This is a genomic window from Ruegeria sp. HKCCD7251, assembly GCF_013031165.1.
Taxonomy (GTDB): Bacteria; Pseudomonadota; Alphaproteobacteria; order Rhodobacterales; family Rhodobacteraceae; genus Ruegeria.
On sequence record NZ_WPZC01000003.1, the window covers coordinates 398,368 to 418,737 of the forward strand.

At 58.8% G+C, this 20,370-nt stretch carries 19 protein-coding genes and 1 pseudogene; 6 read left to right on the forward strand and 14 right to left on the reverse strand.

All coding sequences use genetic code 11. The features are described from left to right. Positions 1 to 39: 39 nt before the first annotated feature. Together GOX75_RS11185 and GOX75_RS11190 are read right to left on the reverse strand one after the other, a co-directional pair. Positions 40 to 1,116, reverse strand: a complete 1,077-nt coding sequence (locus tag GOX75_RS11185) for a hypothetical protein (RefSeq protein ID WP_254428740.1) — start codon at positions 1,114 to 1,116, stop codon at positions 40 to 42. A 48-nt stretch (positions 1,117 to 1,164) separates the two neighbouring features. After that, a complete protein-coding gene (locus GOX75_RS11190) occupies positions 1,165 to 2,652 on the reverse strand; it encodes an ABC transporter substrate-binding protein (RefSeq protein ID WP_171123056.1) in 1,488 nt (495 codons plus the stop codon). Positions 2,653 to 2,822: 170 nt separating this feature from the next. Here GOX75_RS11190 and panB point away from each other — a divergent pair, with 170 nt between their 5' ends. The 3 genes from panB to glpK all read left to right on the forward strand — a co-directional run bounded on the left by panB (position 2,823) and on the right by glpK (position 6,046). Beyond that, positions 2,823 to 3,662 (forward strand): 3-methyl-2-oxobutanoate hydroxymethyltransferase, encoded by an 840-nt coding sequence (gene panB / locus GOX75_RS11195; RefSeq protein WP_171123058.1) that lies wholly within the window; start codon positions 2,823 to 2,825, stop codon positions 3,660 to 3,662. Beyond that, positions 3,659 to 4,501, forward strand: a complete 843-nt coding sequence (panC, locus tag GOX75_RS11200; protein WP_171123060.1) for a pantoate--beta-alanine ligase — start codon at positions 3,659 to 3,661, stop codon at positions 4,499 to 4,501. The genes panB and panC overlap by 4 nt, the downstream gene beginning before the upstream one ends. A gap of 66 nt (positions 4,502 to 4,567) precedes the next feature. Further along, positions 4,568 to 6,046 (forward strand): glycerol kinase GlpK, encoded by a 1,479-nt coding sequence (gene glpK, locus GOX75_RS11205; RefSeq protein ID WP_171123062.1) that lies wholly within the window; start codon positions 4,568 to 4,570, stop codon positions 6,044 to 6,046. 13 nt (positions 6,047 to 6,059) lie between these two features. Here the strand turns inward: glpK and smpB are convergent, their stop codons facing one another. The 10 genes from smpB to GOX75_RS11255 form a co-directional block, all read right to left on the reverse strand. Continuing rightward, positions 6,060 to 6,536, reverse strand: a complete 477-nt coding sequence (gene smpB, locus GOX75_RS11210; RefSeq protein ID WP_171123065.1) for an SsrA-binding protein SmpB — start codon at positions 6,534 to 6,536, stop codon at positions 6,060 to 6,062. Between the two features lie 41 nt (positions 6,537 to 6,577). Further along, a complete protein-coding gene (gene idi / locus GOX75_RS11215) occupies positions 6,578 to 7,120 on the reverse strand; it encodes an isopentenyl-diphosphate Delta-isomerase (protein ID WP_171123067.1) in 543 nt (180 codons plus the stop codon). A gap of 209 nt (positions 7,121 to 7,329) precedes the next feature. Then, on the reverse strand, positions 7,330 to 7,743 hold the full coding sequence (locus tag GOX75_RS11220; RefSeq protein WP_171123069.1) for a cytochrome c family protein: 414 nt from the start codon (positions 7,741 to 7,743) through the stop codon (positions 7,330 to 7,332). Positions 7,744 to 7,834: 91 nt separating this feature from the next. Further along, positions 7,835 to 8,875: a P1 family peptidase gene (locus GOX75_RS11225; protein WP_171123071.1), complete on the reverse strand. Its 1,041-nt coding sequence runs from the start codon at positions 8,873 to 8,875 to the stop codon at positions 7,835 to 7,837. 81 nt (positions 8,876 to 8,956) lie between these two features. Then, a complete protein-coding gene (locus tag GOX75_RS11230) occupies positions 8,957 to 9,703 on the reverse strand; it encodes an SDR family oxidoreductase (protein ID WP_171123073.1) in 747 nt (248 codons plus the stop codon). 60 nt (positions 9,704 to 9,763) lie between these two features. Continuing rightward, on the reverse strand, positions 9,764 to 10,183 hold the full coding sequence (gene arfB, locus GOX75_RS11235; protein ID WP_171123075.1) for an alternative ribosome rescue aminoacyl-tRNA hydrolase ArfB: 420 nt from the start codon (positions 10,181 to 10,183) through the stop codon (positions 9,764 to 9,766). Positions 10,184 to 10,446: 263 nt separating this feature from the next. After that, on the reverse strand, positions 10,447 to 11,091 hold the full coding sequence (locus GOX75_RS11240) for a queuosine precursor transporter (protein ID WP_171123077.1): 645 nt from the start codon (positions 11,089 to 11,091) through the stop codon (positions 10,447 to 10,449). Positions 11,092 to 11,182: 91 nt separating this feature from the next. After that, positions 11,183 to 12,067, reverse strand: coding sequence for an esterase-like activity of phytase family protein (locus tag GOX75_RS11245; RefSeq protein WP_171123079.1), 885 nt, complete (start codon positions 12,065 to 12,067; stop codon positions 11,183 to 11,185). Continuing rightward, entirely contained in the window at positions 12,040 to 12,903 is an 864-nt protein-coding gene (gene mepA / locus GOX75_RS11250) for a penicillin-insensitive murein endopeptidase (protein WP_171123081.1), read from the reverse strand. Before mepA ends, GOX75_RS11245 begins: the two co-directional genes overlap by 28 nt. Then, positions 12,900 to 14,267: an MFS transporter gene (locus tag GOX75_RS11255; RefSeq protein WP_171123083.1), complete on the reverse strand. Its 1,368-nt coding sequence runs from the start codon at positions 14,265 to 14,267 to the stop codon at positions 12,900 to 12,902. Before GOX75_RS11255 ends, mepA begins: the two co-directional genes overlap by 4 nt. 130 nt (positions 14,268 to 14,397) lie before the next feature. Here GOX75_RS11255 and GOX75_RS11260 point away from each other — a divergent pair, with 130 nt between their 5' ends. The 3 genes from GOX75_RS11260 to yaaA all read left to right on the forward strand — a co-directional run bounded on the left by GOX75_RS11260 (position 14,398) and on the right by yaaA (position 17,606). Continuing rightward, positions 14,398 to 14,685, forward strand: a complete 288-nt coding sequence (locus tag GOX75_RS11260; RefSeq protein WP_171123085.1) for a YggT family protein — start codon at positions 14,398 to 14,400, stop codon at positions 14,683 to 14,685. Between the two features lie 77 nt (positions 14,686 to 14,762). Beyond that, positions 14,763 to 16,802 carry a DNA helicase RecQ gene (recQ, locus tag GOX75_RS11265; RefSeq protein ID WP_171123087.1) on the forward strand — a complete coding sequence of 680 codons (2,040 nt, stop codon included), beginning with the start codon at positions 14,763 to 14,765 and terminating at the stop codon, positions 16,800 to 16,802. 33 nt (positions 16,803 to 16,835) lie between these two features. Then, a complete protein-coding gene (gene yaaA, locus GOX75_RS11270) occupies positions 16,836 to 17,606 on the forward strand; it encodes a peroxide stress protein YaaA (protein ID WP_171123089.1) in 771 nt (256 codons plus the stop codon). On the opposite strand, the gene GOX75_RS11275 is transcribed toward yaaA, so the two are convergent. Both GOX75_RS11275 and GOX75_RS11280 read right to left on the reverse strand, forming a co-directional pair. Next, positions 17,597 to 18,058 carry a VOC family protein gene (locus GOX75_RS11275; protein ID WP_171123091.1) on the reverse strand — a complete coding sequence of 154 codons (462 nt, stop codon included), beginning with the start codon at positions 18,056 to 18,058 and terminating at the stop codon, positions 17,597 to 17,599. The two genes, yaaA and GOX75_RS11275, sit on opposite strands and share 10 nt — an antisense overlap. Positions 18,059 to 18,076: 18 nt before the next feature. Further along, positions 18,077 to 20,284 (reverse strand): annotated as a pseudogene (locus tag GOX75_RS11280) (response regulator). Between the last annotated feature and the right edge of the window lie 86 nt (positions 20,285 to 20,370).

Consider the following 20,370-nt stretch of genomic DNA (forward strand, 5'->3'; position numbering starts at 1 on the left):
GGTGCCACGTTAGGATCACATATCGTCCGGGTCCAGCACCTAAGGGATCAGAAGATAGGCAAAAACCGCGTAACCCACGATAGCGGCATAGCCCAAAGGATAGATCCACTTGATCGCATAGTTGTCCAGCTTGCGCGCAGCCTCTTCTCGGCCCGACACTTTGAGCTTGCGCAAGGCCACATTGAACACGATCAAAGCCCCGGTCATCAGGAACATGCACTGCAGAACAAAATCCAGAAACGTCAGGTAACCCAGCTTGGGCAGATCAGCCGAGATTGCCCAGTTGAAGGCCACAAACACCAAAAGGTTACCTCCGGCGATTTCAATCCGCCTGCGGTATTCGTCCAGAAAGAACAGCGCCCAGCCGACGGTGATCAACACCAGCATCGGCAGGAAAACACGGATCACATAGTAGGTCAGGTGACGACTGCCTTCAAAGACCAGCGCGATCTGATCACTGTCCTGCCCCGACAGGCCCGGAACCGTCGATGCTTCGACGCGGGCGTTTCCAAGAACCCACTCTTCCTCACCCAGCATGTCGCCCAGGCCAGAGTGGTCCTCGAGCGGATAGTAGGACACGTATTCCGATGGAAAGATTGAGACGACTTCAAAGAAGAAATCCTGCGTGTCGAACGGGTATTTGCGAAAATCGAAATGCGGGGCCTGCAACGTCAGATTGGATTTCTCGACATAGACCACACGACCATCATACCGCAGCGAGGCAGCAGACTCGTGTATCCACTTGTTGGATTGTTGGTTGTGAATGACGAAAGCGGGCAGCACGGCCCCGATACTTGCCGCGTGATCGGCCAGTGCAGGTGGATTGAAAACCCGAATATCCCGACCCAATGCCTGTTGGTCGAAGGCCAGCGCGGGATCGGTCCATTCCACCCGCAGTACAACAACCGCGCCGTAATTCTCGGCCTTTTGGTCAACGCTGGTGATCTGGTCAATTCTGATGCCGATACCAACCTGCAAGGGGTTTTCCGGCGTGCCTGCCAGCGCATCCAGCCGCCCGCCAAGCGCGTTCTGCGCCTGCGCCTGCGCACCCATGACCAACACGAGGCAGGTTAGGGAAACAAGCAAACAAAGGGCGCGATACACAATCATAGTCATCAGGATTCTTCTGAAAAACAGGGGCCACTCATGGAGGCCCCTGAATAGTTATTCAGACCAACTGATTTCCGTCAGGTCGATGGCGGCCGTCGGCGCGTTTGTCCACAGGCCCTGCACACCCGCCCGTGCAACACCCAACTTGGCAAGCTGGAACAGGTATCCATTGACATAGTCGTTCGAGATCAGCCTTTGGGCTTCTCCCAGCAGCTTTTTACGCTCGTCCGGGTCTGTGGTTTCGTTCAGCGTATCCATCAAAGTTTGAAAATCGACGCTGTCATACTGGAAATAGTAATCCGGACGGGCATAGATCCCGATATCCATGGGTTCCGTATGGCTAACAATCGTCAGGCCAAAATCCTTGCCCTTGAACACGGATTCCAACCACTGCGCCCATTCCACGTTGATGATTTCCGCCTGAATTCCAACCTCGGCCAATTGCGCTGCAACGATCTCGCCGCCGCGCCGGGCATATGATGGGGGCGGCAGGTGCAGCGTGGTTTCGAACCCTTTTTCATACCCCGCATCTGCCAGCAACTGGGCGGCTTTCTTGGGGTCATAGGCCGATTTCCCGGTCAGATCGACATAGGCCGGGTTGTGCGGGGCAAAGTGGGTTCCAATCGGTGTGCCATAGCCGAACATGGCCCCGTCGATTATGGCCTGACGGTCAATGGCATGCGCCACGGCCTGCCGCACCCGAATATCATCAAACGGTGGCTGCTTGTTGTTGGTGGACAGGATGGTTTCACCTTCGGTTGATCCGACAAGCACCTGAAACCGCGGATCAGCCTCGAACTGAGGCAGGTTTTCAGGCGCCGGGAAGTTGTCGAATACGTCCACATCCTCGGCCATCATCGCGGCAAAGGCGGCGGTGGGATCCGAGATGAACTTGAACGTGGCGGTCTCAAGCGCTGGTTGCTCACCCCAGTAATCCGGGTTTCGGTTCAGCGTGATGCTGTCGCCCTGAACCCATTCGCCAAAAGTAAATGCGCCGGTTCCGACAGGGTTGGTCTTTATGTTCTCGATACTCTCGGGGGCCACGATCACCGCGTCACCCCAAGCTAAATTGAACAGAAAATTCCCGTTCGGGGCCGAGAGTGTGACCTTGACGGTCAGGGGGTCCACGACCTCGACGCTTTCGATACCGGCGAACAGGGCTTTTTGCGCATTGGCACTGTCTTCGGCGGTGGCGCGATCAAGGCTGAACTTGACGTCTTCGGCATCCATCGTTGTGCCATCATGGAACGTAACCCCGTCGTGCAGCTTGAAGGTATAGACCGTGCCGTCCTCGGAAATCTCCCAGCTTTCCGCCAGGCCGGGCACGACCGACCCGTCACCCATGAACCGCGTCAGACCTTCGAAGATATTCGTGTACACAACCGAATCGATGGCCTGCGCCGCGGCGCTGGTCGGGTCCAGATGCGGTGGTTCCAGTTGCATTGCGATGGTTATGTCGGACTTGGCCAAAGCCTGCGTTGCAAACAGGCTGGCACCCACCGCAAGGGCCGAGGCAAAGGACCGAAACATCTGCTTTGTCATAGAAATAACTCCCCACTGAATATCCGCGACCCCTTGGTTTTCGGGCCTTTCAAAGACCACTGTCACTTTAAACCTTAGGTCAATCAAGGGATTGTTGGCGCAACCGGGGTTTCTTAGCCCGTGTCCGATCTGCTATGCCGCGCTGCAACATGAATCCCGGAGGAGCGATCATGAGCGCCACCGCCCGCAAAAAGGCCCCGAATGCCGAGGATATCCGCGCCCGTAAAGGGGGCGAACCTCTGGTCAGCCTGACCGCCTATACCACGCCCATGGCACGGCTGATGGATGACCATTGCGACTTTGTTCTGGTGGGCGACAGCGTCGGCATGGTGCTGCATGGTCTGGAATCGACCCTTGGGGTGACGATGGAGATGATGATCCTGCATGGTCAGGCCGTCGCGCGCGGTTTGAACAATGCGATGATGGTCATTGATATGCCTTTCGCCAGTTACGAGCATTCACCAAACGAGGCTTTCCGCAACGCCGCCCGCCTAATGGCTGAAACGGGCGCAGGCGCGGTCAAGCTGGAGGGCGGAGTCGAGATGGCCGACACCATCCGCTTTCTGGTCAAACGCGGCATCCCCGTAATGGCGCATATCGGCCTGACGCCGCAATCCATCAACACGCTGGGCGGCTACAAGGTGCAAGGCCGGGACGACCAGGCCGAGGCTGTTCTGGCCGATGCCCAGGCCGTTGCCGAAGCGGGCGCGTTTTCCGTTGTGCTTGAGAAGGTCCCGCAACGGCTGGCCGATCGGATTACGGCTGACATCGCAATCCCCACGATTGGCATCGGTGCCTCTGCCGGGTGCGACGGTCAGGTTCTGGTGGTGGATGACATGGTCGGCTTTTTCACCGCCTTCAAACCGAAATTCGTCAAACGCTATGCCGAGCTTGGCCCGCTGGCGGAATCGGCGATCGTCGAATACGCCGCCGAAGTCCGCGCACGGACTTTTCCTGCCGAGGAACACGTGTTCTCTGATCAGGCTCCGGCCAAAGGACCCGCTAAATGACTGCACCAATCCTGCGCCGCCTGACGGATCTGCGCGCGTTGACGACTCAGTGGCATAACAATGGTGAAAAGATCGGCGTCGTACCCACGATGGGCGCGCTTCATCAGGGGCATCTATCGCTGGTCGAAGCGGCCAAGGCGGGCTCGGACCGGGTGATCGTGACCATTTTTGTAAACCCCAAGCAATTCAACAACCCCGAGGATCTGGCCAAATATCCGCGCACCGAAAACGAGGACGCGCAGAAACTGGTCCCTTACGGCGTCGACGCGATCTATGTGCCCGACCCCGAAGAAATCTATCCGCAGGGGTTCGCCACCACCGTTTCCGTCGCGGGCCTGACCAATGTGATGGAAGGCGAATTCCGCCCCGGCCATTTTGATGGCGTGGCGACTGTGGTTGCCAAGCTGTTTCTGCAAACGCAGGCGGATCGCGCCTATTTCGGGGAAAAGGACTATCAACAACTGATGGTCGTGCGCCGCATGGCACTTGATCTGGACATTCCGGTCGAGGTGATCGGCTGCCCCACGGTTCGCGAACCCTCGGGGCTGGCGATGTCGTCGCGCAATTTGCGCCTATCGCCGGAAGGGTTGGACATTGCCGCCAACAAACACCGGATCATGCGCGACCTTGCCAAGGAATTGGCCGATGGGGCGCAGTTCGACACTTTGGCTGCGCGGGCTGAAACGGAATTGCTGGCCGCAGGGTTTACGCAGGTCGAGTATATTCAGCTACGCTGCGCCGATACGCTTGAGCCGTTGACCCATGCATCACGCCCTGCGCGCCTGTTTGCGGTGGCCTGGGCGGATGGCGTCCGGTTGATCGACAATATTCCGGTCTGAACGCACTGGCACCCGCGTCCTTGTTTGCGCTAAAGTCCCGCAAAACGAAACGGGAGGGGCGCAGGCGTGACCTTTATTCTTGCCATTGATCAGGGCACTACATCTTCGCGGGCCATTTTGTTTGACGCGGATATGCAACGCGTGGATACCGCACAGCATGAGTTCACCCAGCACTTTCCGCAGGAAGGCTGGGTCGAGCATGACCCTGAGGAAATCTGGGACAGCGTTCTTCGGGTTTGCCGCGAAGTGATGGACAGTGCCGGTGCGACGCCGGATCAGATCGCCGGGATCGGGATCACCAATCAGCGCGAAACAACCGTTGTCTGGGATCGCGCCACAGGCAAGCCGATCTACAATGCCATCGTCTGGCAGGACCGCCGCACCGCCGAAATCTGCGCCCGTTACAAACAAGCGGGCTGCGAAGACGACGTCACCGCCCAGACCGGGCTGCTGCTGGACCCGTATTTCTCGGGTACCAAGGTGAAATGGCTGCTGGATACCGTACCGGGCGCGCGGGACAAGGCCGAGGCCGGAGAATTGATGTTCGGCACCATCGACTGTTTCCTGATCTGGCGCTTGACCGAGGGACGCAGCCATGCCACCGACGCCACCAACGCCGCCCGCACCCTGCTGTTCGACATCCATAACGGAGAATGGAGCGCCGAGATCTGTGATCTTCTGGATGTTCCGATGAATATGCTGCCCAAGGTGCACGACTGTGCCTCGGACTTTGGAACGACAACCCTGTTGGGCGGCGAGATTCCGATTTTGGGCGTCGCAGGCGATCAACAGGCCGCGACGATCGGGCAGGCGTGTTTCAAACCGGGCATGATGAAATCCACCTATGGCACCGGGTGCTTTGCGCTTTTGAATACCGGCTCAAAGCCCGTGGAATCCAAGAATCGCCTGCTGACAACTATCGCCTACCAACTCAATGGTCAGCGCACCTACGCTTTGGAAGGGTCAATATTTGTCGCCGGGGCCGCTGTGCAGTGGTTGCGCGATGCGCTGCAGATCATCGAGTCTGCGGCCGAAAGCGGCGAGCTTGCGCAACAGGCCGACCCAAACCAGAACGTCGTTCTGGTTCCTGCCTTCACCGGTCTGGGCGCGCCTTATTGGAAACCGGATTGCCGGGGTGCTGTTTTTGGCCTGACCCGCAACTCAGGACGCGCCGAATTTGCCCGTGCGACGCTGGAAAGCATCGCCTACCAGACGCGCGACCTTTGGCATGCCATGCAGGGGGATTGGGGCCAAGACACCAAGGTGACCTTGCGTGTGGATGGCGGGGCCAGCGCATCGGACTGGGCCATGCAGGGTCTGGCGGATTACTTGGGGGCTGCCGTAGACCGCCCCGTCATGCAGGAAACGACGGCACTAGGCGCAGCTTGGCTGGCTGGAATGCGCGCGGGGCTTTACCCCAAGCAACATGAATTCTCGGAAACATGGGCGCTGGACCGCAGATTCGAACCCGAGTTGTCAGAAGAAGACCGAGATGCCGCCTACGCACGCTGGCAACGGGCAGTGTCAGCAGCGATGGCATTCTGAAAAGGCTGAAGGGTCAGCTATGATCCTTCATCAACCGCTGTTTCTGACGTGACCAATCCCGTTTGGCCTGGGTTTCGCGCTTGTCATGGGTCTTTTTACCCTTGGCGATCCCGATCTTCACCTTGGCCCGACCCTTGTGATTGAAATACAAAACCAGCGGCACCAGCGTCATGCCCTTGCGCTGGGTCGCATTCCACAGGTTCGACAATTCCTTGCGTGATACCAACAGCTTGCGGCGGCGACGTTCTTCATGCTTGAAGACCTTCGCCTGCTCGTAGGGGGCGATATAGCTGTTGACCAGCCACAACTCTCCATCATCGACCGAGGCATAACTGTCCGCAATGTTCGATCCCCCGGCCCGCAGGGACTTGACCTCGGACCCTTCCAACACGATGCCGCACTCGATATCGTCCTCGATCGCGTAATCGAAACGTGCCCGCCGGTTTTCGGCGATGACTTTGTAATTCGGGTCTGTCTTCTGCTTGGCCATGACGCGTTGATTTAGGCGGCTTAAGGCGGCCTTGCAAGCCCTCAGGTCTTAGCCGAGATGATCAGGTCGGGGCCAAAAATTGTGTCGGCATGGTTATGCAGGTAGATCTTGAGCCATGGCGTGAACCGCGCCGGGTGGCGCTGCACCTCGGCCAGAAGGTCGTGATAGTCGATCCAACGAATATCCATCACTTCGTCAGGGTTCGGCTCGATGGTCAGGGGGCCGCGCACATGGGCAAGAAAAACGTCAACCACCTCATGTTCGATCATCGAGTTGCCGACATCGGCGTGATACTCCAGCCGGTGGCGGTATTCGGGGTATAGGCCAGTGATCCCCAGTTCTTCGCGCAGGCGACGCACGGCGCATTCCGAGGGTGTCTCGCCCCAATCGGGATGGGTGCAGCACGTATTCGCCCAGAGGCCCGGCGTGTGGTACTTACCCATCGCCCGACGCTGCAGCAGAATTTCGGTGCCACGCACGACAAAGACCGACACCGCCTTGTGCCGGAGACCCTTTTCATGCGCCTCCAGTTTGTCCACGGGGGTCAACTCGCCATCAACCCAGGCCGGGATCATAATTCCCATTTGATGTCTCCTGCTACCGATCCTAATGAACGGCCGGATAAAATCTTCTGGCTGTCGCCGGACCGGCTTGGCTGTGCAGTTGCATCCCACCGGTGCATTTGAATCCACATAATTCCAAGGTGGCGCTGATCGACTTAGTTATCAACCGCACGAAAGGCCGCAGGTAGCTGCGGCCTTCGCTCAACTTCCCAAGCTTGTGGATGCAGACGTTATTCGCCCGAAACACTAACAATATAAGCGTACACATCCTCGGCACCCGACTTCAGCCGGAATGTCATTTTGGACTTGGCCGCCGTGTCATCCAGATAGGTTTTTAAGAAAGCCTTGGGGTCCTGAGCGTATTCAACAAATGTTGTCTCGTCCCAGACCAGACCGTTTTCACCTGCGGCGGCAAGGCTGTCACCATATTTGAACCCCTCAACCGTTCCGGCCGTGCGTCCGGCAATACCATAAAGGTTCGGGCCGGTCTTACCGCCCTTGACGATTACTTCTCCGGCGGGGTCGGCGATCAGGTGGCAGGACTTGCACTTGTTAAAAGCTTTCTTGCCAGCGTCTGCGTCGCCTTCAGCAAATGCAGGAACGGCCAAAAGGCCCATGAGTGCGGTTGCGAGGATGCGATTCATAGCTTTGCTCCGATACAAATTGGCTGACATGAATGGAAACCTGCAAGAGAGCAGAGTCAACGCGCAGATTGCCGCGTACGAAAGTCGGAAATCACACCGATCCCAAGTCGGCAGCAGCCGCACCATCCTGTTGGGACCAGCAAGGCAAAAGGTCGCCCTCTGCTGGCGTAGCAAGATAGACAGCGCGCGCAATTGCACGGGCGAGGCAGATCGAAGCCGCATGGCCAATCATGCCCAATTCGGGTCCGGTGCTACGGATCTCGCGCGCACCGGTGCTGACCCCGAACACCAAATCCCCGTCACCCGGCGTATGGGCCGGAACAATGGCCCGTGAGATCCCGTCGTGGGCGGCAACGGCCACGCGCTGACACTGTGACTTGGTCAATGCCGCGTCTGTTGCAACGATTGCAATCGTTGTGTTTGTCTTGTCTGGTTCGGCAGGATGCATGACCTGCTCTTTACGGCTGATCACCTGCCGCCCCAGACCAGTTGCAGGGTCGGTGCCCCGTCCGCCGAATTCCCGGTCGATTTCGAAAGGCGCGGCCCAAAAATGCCTGTCGCCCGGGGTGGTGACGCTGCCCAGTGGATTCGCGGCGACAAGAGCGCCGACCGTTACCCCGTTGTCCAGAACCAATGAGGCCGACCCCAGCCCTCCCTTGTGCATCGCCGTAAGTGCGCCGGTCCCCGCCCCGCTGCTTCCAAGGTCGAACTGATCCGACGCGGATTCAAAGGCGCGTCGTCCGAGGGCGCGATAGGGGTTATCGTCCCAATCTTTAGCTCCTCCGTTCAACAGATCGAACAGGATCGCGCCCGGTACGATGGGAACAATCGCGCGGCCCACCTGAAACCCTCGTCTGCGTGCGTATAAAGAGTCAGAAACACCGGCGCATGCATCCAACCCAAAGGCTGATCCACCCGAAAGGACAAGTGCATCCACCCTGTCTACGGACTTGTCCGCAGCCAGCAGATCAGTCTCGCGCGTGCCCGGTGCGCCCCCCATGACATGCACTGACGCCATAAAGGGACTGTCCGACGTCAGCACTGTTGCGCCAGACTTCAAAGCATCGTCCTGCGCATTTCCGACCAAAAGGCCGGGAACATCGGTGATCAGGTTCTTTGGTCCGGGGGTCATTTGTTTCTTTGAATTTCGGGCCGAAAAGCGCGCAGGCGCGCTGCCTCCGGCGGGGATATTTTTAGCCAGATGAAGAGCGGATCAGATGCAACGGCCACCGTCGACCTCCAAAGCTGTGCCGGTGATCATGCTGGCCTCGTCCGAACACAGGAAACACGCTGCGTTGGCCATGTCTTGAGGTGTTGAAAAACGGCCCAAAGGGATGGTGGACAGGAATTTGGCCCGGACCTCGGGCGTGTCCTCTCCCATGAACGATTTCAGCAGGGGGGTTTCGCCCGCGACCGGACAGATCGCATTGACACGCACGCCCGAGGGGGCCAGTTCCACCGCCATTGTTTTCGTTGCTGTGATCATCCAGCCCTTAGACGCGTTATACCAGTTTAGGTTCGGACGCGGTGACAGCCCGGCGGTCGAGGCCACGTTCAGAATTGCCCCTGCTCCACGCGTCTTCATCTGCGGAACAAAGGCGCGCGCCGTGAGGTAGACGGATTTCATGTTCACCGCGAAGACCCTGTCGAAATCTTTTTCGGTTACCGCCTCCAACGGGGTCGGCAAGTGGGTGACACCGGCATTGTTCACCAAAATGTCCAGTGGCCCGAGCCTGTCCGCAGCGACCGCTGCCATGTCCTGAACCGAAGGGCCGTCGGCGACATCTACCTGTTGCGCCAGGGCTTGCGCCCCAAGCGAGGTCGCCGTGTCATGAGCCGCGTCGCCGTTGATATCGGCGATCATCACACGCGCTCCTTCGGACAAGAACTTTCGGACGATACCCGCCCCAAACCCTGAGGCGCCACCTGTCACGATTGCGGTTTTTCCTTCCAGCCTCATATCCTTGCCTCCCGGTCGTCTTTGCAGGGCAGAGTAGCAAGGCACCGTAAACTTACCAGATTAATCTTCCGACACCCGACCCCGGAGCGCCTTGACGTCCGAGCGGGCCTTTTTCGCCGCCAAGCGTCGTTTTACCGAGCCGTAGGTGGGTTTTGTCGCGATACGCCGTTTGGGTTTAACCAATGCACGAGCAATCAGGTCTGCCAACCGGTCGCGCGCAATCTCGCGATTGCGGGCTTGGCTGCGGGTTTCTTCACACTGGATGACGATCGCGCCATCCTTGGTCCACCGACGCCCGGCCAGCCGTTTCAGCCGGCTTTTGACTGGATCGGGCAACGAGGGCGAGCGCGCGGCTTCGAACCGCAGCTCAACGGCGGTTGAAACCTTGTTCACGTTCTGCCCGCCCGGACCGGACGACCGCACGAAACTTTCGGTCAATTCCCAATCCTGCAGGACGATATCTTCGGTGATGCGCAACATGAGTTGGACCTTACTCGGCCAGCGCGAAAACAGAAAGGGCCGCCCCGATGGGACGGCCCTTCGAAAGTACAGGAGGTCGGGTCGGTTAGATCAATCGACCAGCCGGAGCGAGCGCTCCGCCAAGGGCTGCCTTAACAGGCGATCCCCCCGGTTGTTCCGACACCTCTCTCCAATCTCTTTCTCGACACTGGATCACCTCCTTTTCTATCTGTTGCGGTTGATAGGGATGGTGACACAAGATGCGCCATTCTCAAAGCACTTTTTTACGCAGGTTGGGCGGACAGCCGCGCAACGATCACCTTGAAGGGGATCAGCGCGATCAACGCCAACGAGAGTTTTACCAACCAGTCAGCAAAGGCGAGCGTGACCCACAGCGGCGCCATCGGGCCTGACAGCATGAAAGGCACAGGCTCCCACGCCCAGTTGATCGCGGCATCGGCATTGGCACCGAAGAATGTGACCGAAGCTGAGAAGGCCAGAGTGAAGAAAATCGCGGTATCCAGAGCCGATCCAACCAGCGTCGAGACCAGCGGCGCGCGCCACCAGCGGCCACCGCGCAGCGAGTTGAACACGGTGACGTCGGTCAGCTGTGCGATCAGGAAGGCCGTGCCTGAGGCCACGGCGATCCGTAACGGCACGGCGGCGTAGGTGAAGCCGTCACCTTGCAGCATGATCTGACTGCCGATCAGCGAACAGATGATGCCGGTGACAAACCCTGCGAATACGACCTTGCGGGCCGGGCCCACCCCGTAGACGCGGTTCATGATGTCAGTGACCAGAAAGGCCAGAGGATAGGTAAAAGCACCCCAAGTCAGCAATCCGTCAAGGATCAGGAACTGGACCAGGATGTTCGAGGCCACAACGATAGTGGCCATGGCAAGAATGCCGGGTATATAGCTGCGTTGCATTTTCAGATGCCCGTTTTGACAAGGTAGCGGCGACTTGGCCAAGGGACCGTCCCAAGGCAAGCCGCGCTTCTAGACGCTTGATCAGAGACTGTCAATCGGGCAGCAGATATTCCACCAGTTCGGTGCGCTGCAGCGCAAGGAAATTGTCATCGGACACCATTGTGGCGCGCATGCGACCGCGGTCATCACGCCAGATCGACACGCCTTCGAGGTTGTCGTGCCCCCCCATTCCGGTGGTGAACAGAACTTCTTCGCCGGTGGGCGTGTCATCCTGAAGCCGCCACCGTCGAAGGCGCGACCGGAAACCTGTCAGCGACACCGAGCGTTCCAGAACGTAAAGCCTGCCGTCAGGTCCGAAATCGGCTGCTACGGGTAAAAACCGCCCGCGCTGAGGCAAAACGAATGGTGTCGACCAGACCTGCCCGCTCCAGCGGTAAACTGGAATGTCGCCATTCTCGGTTCGGCCTTTCTCGGTAAGGGTATAGAGCCGCTGTTTGCCGTCGATCGCCAGCGCCTCGAACGAGCCGTTATTTGGTAACTGGTCAAACGCTTTGGGGCGCGGCAGGACGCGCGCCTTGGATCCCGGCGCTGAATAGTGGGCGACGCGATGAACACGTTCGAACGAAACAAAAAAGCTGCCATCCGGCGCCACGGCCAGCCCTTCGGAGTCACCGGAAGACCCGATTAATGGCTGGCCTGTGCTGGACAGAACCGGCCATTTCCCTGTGACCTCGACACCGGTAATTGCATCGCCTTCGCGTAGAATTCTGGCGCGTACCAGAGTGGCCCGGTCACTCAGAACCATCAAATTTTGGCCGTCCGCAGAAACATGCAGCGCGGAAAACCCTCCGAACCAGCCAGCCGGGTCGCTCCAGGCAAAGCTGCCTAACTCAACGGCAGTCTTTGTTTCGACGGCCCAGGCCGGTCCTGCCAGACAAAACGCGGACATCAGTTGGATTGCAGAACGGCGGCGCATTGCTGGGGCAGATCGGCCAAACGATATTCTCGGCGTTTTTTCGGTGGCGGCGCATTTGGGTCTGGCGGTGGCGGGTTCAGTATATTGTTCACCCATTGCTGCGCTTCGGCGCAGCCGTCACCCTTGGGCGGCGGGTCCTGATTAACGCAGCCTCTGGACCCGCGCGGGCAGGCAAGCCGCACGTGGAAATGATAGTGATGCCCCCACCAGGGCCGAATTTTGCGCAGGTAGGCGCGGTTACCTTTTTCCTCTTTGCACATCTGCACTTTCGCGCCGGGAAAGACGAATATTCGGGCGACGCGTTTGTCCTTGGCTGCCTCACGCAGTACGGCGTGATGCTGCTTGGTCCAGTTGCCGTTGACGAACGCCCCATTGGCACGACGCAGGGAAACAGACGAGATATTCTCGCGCGCCTTGCGGCTAAGCCGCATGTCGTTACCCGGAAGCATCCAGATATCAATATCCAGACCCAACTGGTGCGACCGGTGCCCTGATGTCATCGGCCCGCCCCGAGGCTGGCTGATATCCCCGATATAAAGACCATTCCAACCCGGTTGCCTGGCCGCGAATTGGCTGAGGTCCTGCACATAATCTATCGCCACCGGGTGTCCCCAGTTGCGGTTGCGCGACAGGCGCATGGCCTGCCATGTCGGGCCTGTTTCGGGCAGTTGCACCGACCCGGCGGCACATCCGCGCGAATAACTGCCGAAAGCGGCGGGTTTTTGTTGTGAACTTTGCTTTTGTGCTCCGAATAATTGCTTGGCCAGGGGTTGCGCCCCTGCGGAGCCTGCCAGTGTGATTAAGGCCAATATTGCCAAAAAACGCTGTATTATCATCTGCTCTGATCCCCTTCCGGTTTAACCCAGCGCATCAGGAATAGACCCAGAATAAACAACAGAATGATCGGTGACACCCCCAGACGCGCGCTGCCGGTTGCGGTTGTGGCAATCCCGATCAACAGAGGCGCGGCAAAGGCCGTGGCGCGACCCGACAAACCATACAGGCCAAAGCTTTCCACCGGGGCCTTGGGATCGGTGTGACGCACCATCATGGATCGGCTAGCCGATTGCAAAATGCCGCCCATACCACCAATCAGAATGCCGCAGGCAAAGAACACAAGATCCGGCAGGCCCGATCCATCGGGCAAAGCGATGCCGAAAACCTGCGTCCGGTCCATGGATACGATCGTGACGCAAACAAGGATCAGAACCCAGATGCTGACCAAAATGACCGGTTTAGGGCCGTTTTTCTTGTCCAGCTTGCCACCGACCCACGAAAAAGCAGCGGCGGCCAGAACGCTGACGATCCCGAAGACACCGATCTTGATGAGGTCCCATTCCAGCACCAGCCGGGCGTATACGCCGCCAAAGCTGTAAAGCCCGTTCAGCGCATCACGGTAAAACATCGAAGATCCCAGATAGCTGGCTAGGCTAAGCCGGTGCCGCAGGTTGGAAATCGAATGCGCCAGCAAGCCCAGCGCGTCGCGCACCGAGCCGCGTTTCTTGGACGATGAATCGGCCCGCACCCAAAGGAAATACGGCACCATGAACAGGATGAACCACCCTGCCGTGAACGGGCCGACGAACCGGGTGCCCTGCTGCTGCGCCGCGTCCAGCCCAAAGGCCGGGTCCAGTCCGACCAGCGTCTTGCCGTTGTCCTGCTCGACAAACAAAAGCAGCATGATCGCCAATGAAATCAGCCCGCCGAAATAGCCGAAGGCAAAGCCTGAGCCGGAAATCTCACCCACTTCCTTGTCGTCGCCCAGATCGGGCAACTGCGAGTTGATGAAGATCAACGCATATTCCGCGCCGACAAATCCAAGGCCAAAGGCCGACAGCATCAGCCACATATTTGACCCATCCGGCAGCGTGTACCACAGCGCCGCGGACCCCACGACATACATGACGGAAAACCCAAAGATCCAAGGGATGCGCCGCCCTGACACATCTGCCATCGCGCCCAAAAGCGGTGCGCCAAAGGCGATGATCAGCCCGGTAATGGTCAGGCAATTCGCCCAGACCGTCTGCGCCCGTGCAGCCGCCGCCTGAGAGTCCAGCCCGGTTCCTGCGAAATATCCCGCCGCAACCCCGGCGAAATAGGGTCCAAAGACGAACGTGACCAGAAGGCTGTGATATGGCTGCGTCGCCCAGTCGAAAAACCACCAGCCCCAGATGCGCTTACGCTTAGAAATCTCTGCCATGACTGCCCCTGTTCTTGTTGTTTTTAATAAGACGGGGCTTTGGACCGTTTCGCAAGCGTTCTATTGACCCAGACTTGCTCTTTCGGGCGCGGGCGCTTACGTCTCGTCTGACGCAAATACCGGAGGCCCCATGCTGTCACTGATCCAAATCCTGTTGCTGATCCTGGACATTGTCTGGTTCATCATTCTGGCCCATGTGATCATGAGCTGGCTGATCAACTTTCAGGTTCTCAACCTGCATCAGCAGTTGGTCGCGCAAATCTGGTACGGTCTGAACCGGATACTTGAACCCATCTACGGCCCGATCCGCCGGGTTCTGCCGAATATGGGCGGTCTGGACCTGACGCCTCTGGTCGTTCTCGTCGGCGTCTATGCGCTGCGGATCATCCTGATCAACAATATGGTCTATTTCGTCTGACCTCTTGTTCACCGAATCTTAGTATGTGATTGTCCTGTCATAAGAGCAGATAAACCTAAAAACAGGGCAATCCCCACATGTTCGACGCCGCGCCCCTGCTGCGAGATGTCTTTGGATTCGACGACTTCCGACCGGGTCAGGAAGAGATCGTCGATGCCGTGACGGCGGGCGAAAACGTGCTGGCCATCATGCCGACGGGTGGCGGGAAATCCCTGTGTTTCCAACTGCCTGCCCTACTTCGCGACGGGGTAACGGTGGTCATCTCGCCTCTGATCGCCCTGATGCGCGACCAAGTACGGGGCTTGCAAGAGGCCGGGGTTGAGGCCGGCGCGCTGACCTCGGGAAACACCCCCGAGGAAACCGATGCCGTGTGGGAGGCGTTGGAGGCTGGGCGGCTTAAACTACTTTACATGGCGCCCGAACGTCTGGCCGCCGGGTCGGCACTGGGGATGTTGCGGCGTATCAATGTCAGCCTGATCGCCGTGGATGAGGCGCATTGCGTCAGCCAATGGGGCCATGATTTCCGCCCGGATTATCTAAGGATCGGAGAGTTGCGGCGCGCGTTGAAGGTGCCCTTGGCGGCCTTTACCGCCACGGCGGATGCCGAAACACAGGACGAGATTGTCGAGAAGCTGTTCGACGGCACCGCGCCCCGCAAATTCCTGCGCGGATTTGACCGACCCAACATCCATCTTGCCTTTGCCGCCAAGGACGGGCCACGCAAACAGGTGCTGGATTTTGCTGCTGCGCGAAAAGGGCAATCCGGCATCGTCTATTGCGGCACCCGAAACAAGACCGAAGTGCTGGCCCAAGCCCTGCGCGCCGAGGGGCACTCCGCCTGCCACTATCACGGTGGCATGGACCCCGAGGATCGCCGCAATGTCGAAACCCGTTTCGCGCGCGAAGACGGTCTGATCGTCGTCGCCACCGTGGCCTTTGGCATGGGCATCGACAAACCCGATATCCGCTGGGTCGCCCATGCGGACCTGCCCAAATCCATCGAGGCCTTTTATCAGGAAATCGGACGCGCAGGCCGCGATGGTGGCCAGGCTGAAACGCTGACCCTGTTCGGCCCCGATGACATCCGCCTACGCCGCTCGCAAATCGACGAAGGGTTGGCCCCGGCTGAGCGCCGCATGGCCGACCATGCCCGGCTGAACGCTCTGCTTGGACTGGCCGAGGCGCTGGTTTGCCGCCGTCAGACCCTGCTGGGGTATTTCGGCGAACAGGCTGCGCCCTGCGGCAAATGCGATCTGTGCGACACCCCGCCCGAGGTGTTCGACGGTACCACTCCTGTGCGCATGGCCCTATCCGCCATCCTGCGCACCGAGGAATGGTTCGGTTCGGGTCATTTGATCGACATCCTTCTGGCCAATGAAACTGAAAAGGTCCGGGCGCGGCGACACGACGACCTGTCCACATGGGGCATCGGCAAGGACTGGTCCCGCCCGCAATGGCAGGCAATTTTCCGGCAGATGATGGGGCATGATCTGGTCCGTCCCGATCCTGACCGCCACGGCGCGTTGCGCATGACCGAGGCCGCCAAACCGATCCTGAAGGGCGAGGCGCAGATTAACTTGCGCAAGGACACAATCCGCAAAGCCACCCGCCGCCCGGCCGTCAAAGCGATGGTTGCCGATGAAGACGCACCGCTGCTGTCGGCGCTTAAGGCCAAACGCCGCGCGCTGGCGGAATCACAGCGGGTGCCCGCCTATGTGATCTTCCCTGACCGCACCCTGATCGAGATGGCCGAGACCCGACCCATGACGTTGGACGACTTGGCCCGGATCGGCGGCGTGGGCGCGAAGAAACTGGAACGCTACGGCGATACCTTCCTTGAGGTGATCGCGGGCGAAGCCGCCGCGCTGCACCCCGCCCGCCGCAAACTGGCCGGGCGCGATCAGGGTGAGATTTTCGATCAGCTTCTGGCGGTTCAGAACGATCTGGCGCGCGGTCCAGAAGGGATCGACAAACCGCTGACCTGCTCGGCCTCACAACTGGCCAAGGTGGCGCAACTGCGGCCCGGCGATCAGCGCGGGCTGGAACAAGTGCTGGGCGACCGTCGTCACGAAAGGTTTGGCGCGGCCTTTCTGGACGTGTTGGAACAGGCGGGCTAGATACGCCGTATCAGGCAAGAAAAGAGGGCGGATATGCTGGTAGTGATTTCCCCGGCCAAGCGGCTGGACTGGGCCGAGCGCGATGTGACAGTCACCCAACCCGATTTCCAGGACGACGCGATCCGGCTGTCGAAAACCGCCCGCAACCTGACGCTGGGCGATCTCAAAAAGCTGATGGACCTCAGCGATGATCTGGCGCGTTTGAACCGCGACCGGTATCGCGCCTTTTCCGATGCCCCCGAGGCCGACCTAACCCGCCCTGCCGCGCTGGCCTTTGCCGGGGACACCTATCAGGGGCTTGAGGCTGCATCGCTGGATGCCGATGAAATGGCCTGGGCGCAGGATCACCTGCGAATTCTGTCGGGGCTTTACGGCGTGCTGCGCCCTCTGGACGCCATTCAGGCCTACCGGCTTGAGATGGGCAGCAAGCTGAAGACCCGACGCGGCAAGAACCTGTATGAGTACTGGCGCGACCAGCTCAGCAAGGCGCTGAACGCACAAGGCGCGCAGATCGGGTCAGACATTCTGGTGAATTGCGCCAGTCAGGAATACTTTGGCGCTGTCGATCCCAAGGCGCTAAAGCTGCGTGTGATCACACCTGTGTTCATGGAGGACAAGGCGGGCACGCCCAAGATCGTCAGCTTCTTTGCCAAGAAAGCGCGCGGCGCGATGGCGCGATACATCGTGCAGCACCGCCTGACCGATCCTGCGGGGCTGTTGGACTTTGACACCGGCGGCTATGCACACCGGCCCGAGTTGTCGACCGAGGACAAACCCGTCTTCGTGCGTCCGTATCAGGCCTGAGCCAGCATTGACCGGTCGTAAGCGACCAGTTCAACCGTATTGCCCTCGGGGTCTTCGGTGAAAATCCCGCGCCAGCCAATCCAGTCGAATTGCTCAACCCGGTTGGGCTGACCAATTTGTTCATACCAACGCGTGACAGCGTCTTGTTCTTCGAAAGGCAGCGACAGGGCGATGTGATGCAAAGCCGACGCGCCGCCGGTCACCGGGTATTGATCACCTGTGGGATGCAAGCTGGGGCGCGGGGCGGCTGTTTGGTGGAACAGGGCCAAAACCTGAGTATGCCCGCCGAAACCCTGCGCGATCTCGAAGAAAACGATCGCGCTGTCATGGTCGCCGCTCAGACGCTGCAATCCGATCACTGTTTCATAAAATTCGACCATCGCCGACATATCGGCGCATCGAATGGCTATCTCGCCCAGCGCGCGAGGCTGAAAACCACGTTCATTTAACATGAGTTCAGCCTAATTTGGTTATGGCTGTCCGGCAACGACTGCCTGAGTGCCCTCCGGTTGATGCGTCAGGATCGCTTGTTGGATTTTCTGTTTTTGCAGAGGTTTGGTTAGGTAGTGGTCCAAACCTGCCGACAAGATCCCCTGATCATCTCCTGACATCGCATGCGCGGTCAGCGCGACAATCGGAACATGGCGGCCTGTCTCAATCTCGCGCCTCCGGATTTCACCGGTGGCCTGCTTTCCGTCCATTTTCGGCATGGAAATATCCATAAAGATCAGGTCCGGATCGAATTCACGATGGACATCCACGGCTTCAAGTCCATTTCCGGCGAACCGCAGTTCGATGTTCAGATCCTTGACCATTTTCTTCAGGATCAGTTGATTGGTCCGGTTATCTTCGGCCGCCAGAACACGCATCAAACGCCCGGCCGAAGGCACGTTCGCGTAATCGGGTTCGACGGTTTCTGGTACAGCTATTTCTGCGGGTTCGGCCCGTGTGTCCTGACCAAGAGCGGTCAGGTGCGTATACAGTTCAGCCCGGGGAATGGGTTTTTGCAGAACGCCTTCGATCAGATGTCGGGCCGGGTTTGCGTGGATGACGGCGGGATTGGCTGACATCACCACAACCGGCAATTCGCCCCACCCGCGATCTTTCAGGATGGTCGCCAATTCCAGCCCATCCATATCCGGCAAATCGTGATCACACAAAAGCAGGTCAACAGTATCGTCGACTGCGGCCAAAGCCTCTCCACCAGACGAACACACCGTGACGCGCGATCCCATCCGGCCGAGCTGCTTCGACAGGATGGCCCGGTTGACCGCCAAATCTTCAACAACCATCACGTGGTGCAGACCCCCACCCAGATCCGGAGGGGCAGGCTGAACGCCTTCGACGGTCGGCATCGACACGCGGAATCCAAAACACGACCCACGCCCCGGTTCACTTTCTACCCAGATCGTACCGCCCATCAGCGTGATCAGACGTTTTGTGATGGCCAGCCCCAGCCCGGTTCCTTCGAACTGGCGGTTGCGTTCATCTTCGACCTGATTGAACTCACCAAATATGTGGTCGATCTTTTCCGGTTCGATCCCGATCCCAGTGTCTTCGATCGCCACGTGTATGTCGCAGGTCTTGGTATCGGTATTGGGCACTCCAGTAACGCGGATCAGAACATGGCCGTTGGTGGTGAATTTCACCGCATTGCCCACCAGATTCGTCAGAACCTGACGAACACGACCCGGATCACCAACAAATAGCGTTGGAAGGAACAGGTCAGAGTCGACCAGCAGCGTCAGACCCTTGTCACGAACACTTGGCTGCAAAAGCATCGCAACCTCAAGAATACAGCGTTCAAAGTCAAACTGCTCGGGGTGCAGGATCAGCTTGTCCGCCTCGATCTTGGAATAGTCGAGAACGTCATTGATGATGACCAGCAACGCCTCACCCGAGTTGCGGATCGTGTTAAGATAGAGCCTTTGTTCCTCGTCCAGAGGGGTTTCAGTCAGCAGGTCAGTCATCCCGACAATGCCGTTCATCGGGGTGCGTATCTCATGGCTCATATTGGCCAGAAATGCGGACTTGGCGCGGTTTGCTGCTTCGGCCCGTTCGCGTGCAGCCGTCAATTCGGCCTCATGCCGGACCGAGGCCGAGATGTTTAGCGCCAGACTTACAACATCGCCACCATTGCCCCGCTGGTCGATCAGCTTGACATAATGACCATTCCACAGGCGGATAATTTCCGCGTTGGGATGTGGTTGTGACCAACGGGCCAGCATCCTTCGGATTCAGTCCGGTGCAGCCTCGGAACCCAGATCAATCAGCCCCTCAGCGACCAAAATCTCAAGTATCCGTGGATATGCGACGCCCGGCGCAACTTCGTCGATCCCGTCAAACAAACTAAGGTAGGCCGTATTCGCCCCGATCAGGCGGTTATCGCCGTCAAAAAACGCAAACCCGTCCTGAAACGTCTGAATCGAATGCCATAACCGTCGTTCGGCCACCTCGATTTTGGCATTGGCCAGCGTCAGGTCGGATTTGACCTTTTCGTTCTCACCCCGAACCGTTTCCACCTCGGCCTGGGTTTCGCCGATGCGCTTGGTCAGGGCCATTGCATGCAGGCCCAGCTTGCGGTTGGCGGCGGACAATTCGGCCTGCTTCATTTCCAAAAGACGCTCTGCCGCCAAACGTGCGCGTCGTTCCTGTGCCAGTTTTATTGCAAGACTCATCTTTGGTGATCCCGAACTAACCCGAGATCAACATCCAGCCAGAGCGTGAAGAAGTGTTTAAGCGCTTACCGCGCAGTTCGGATCAC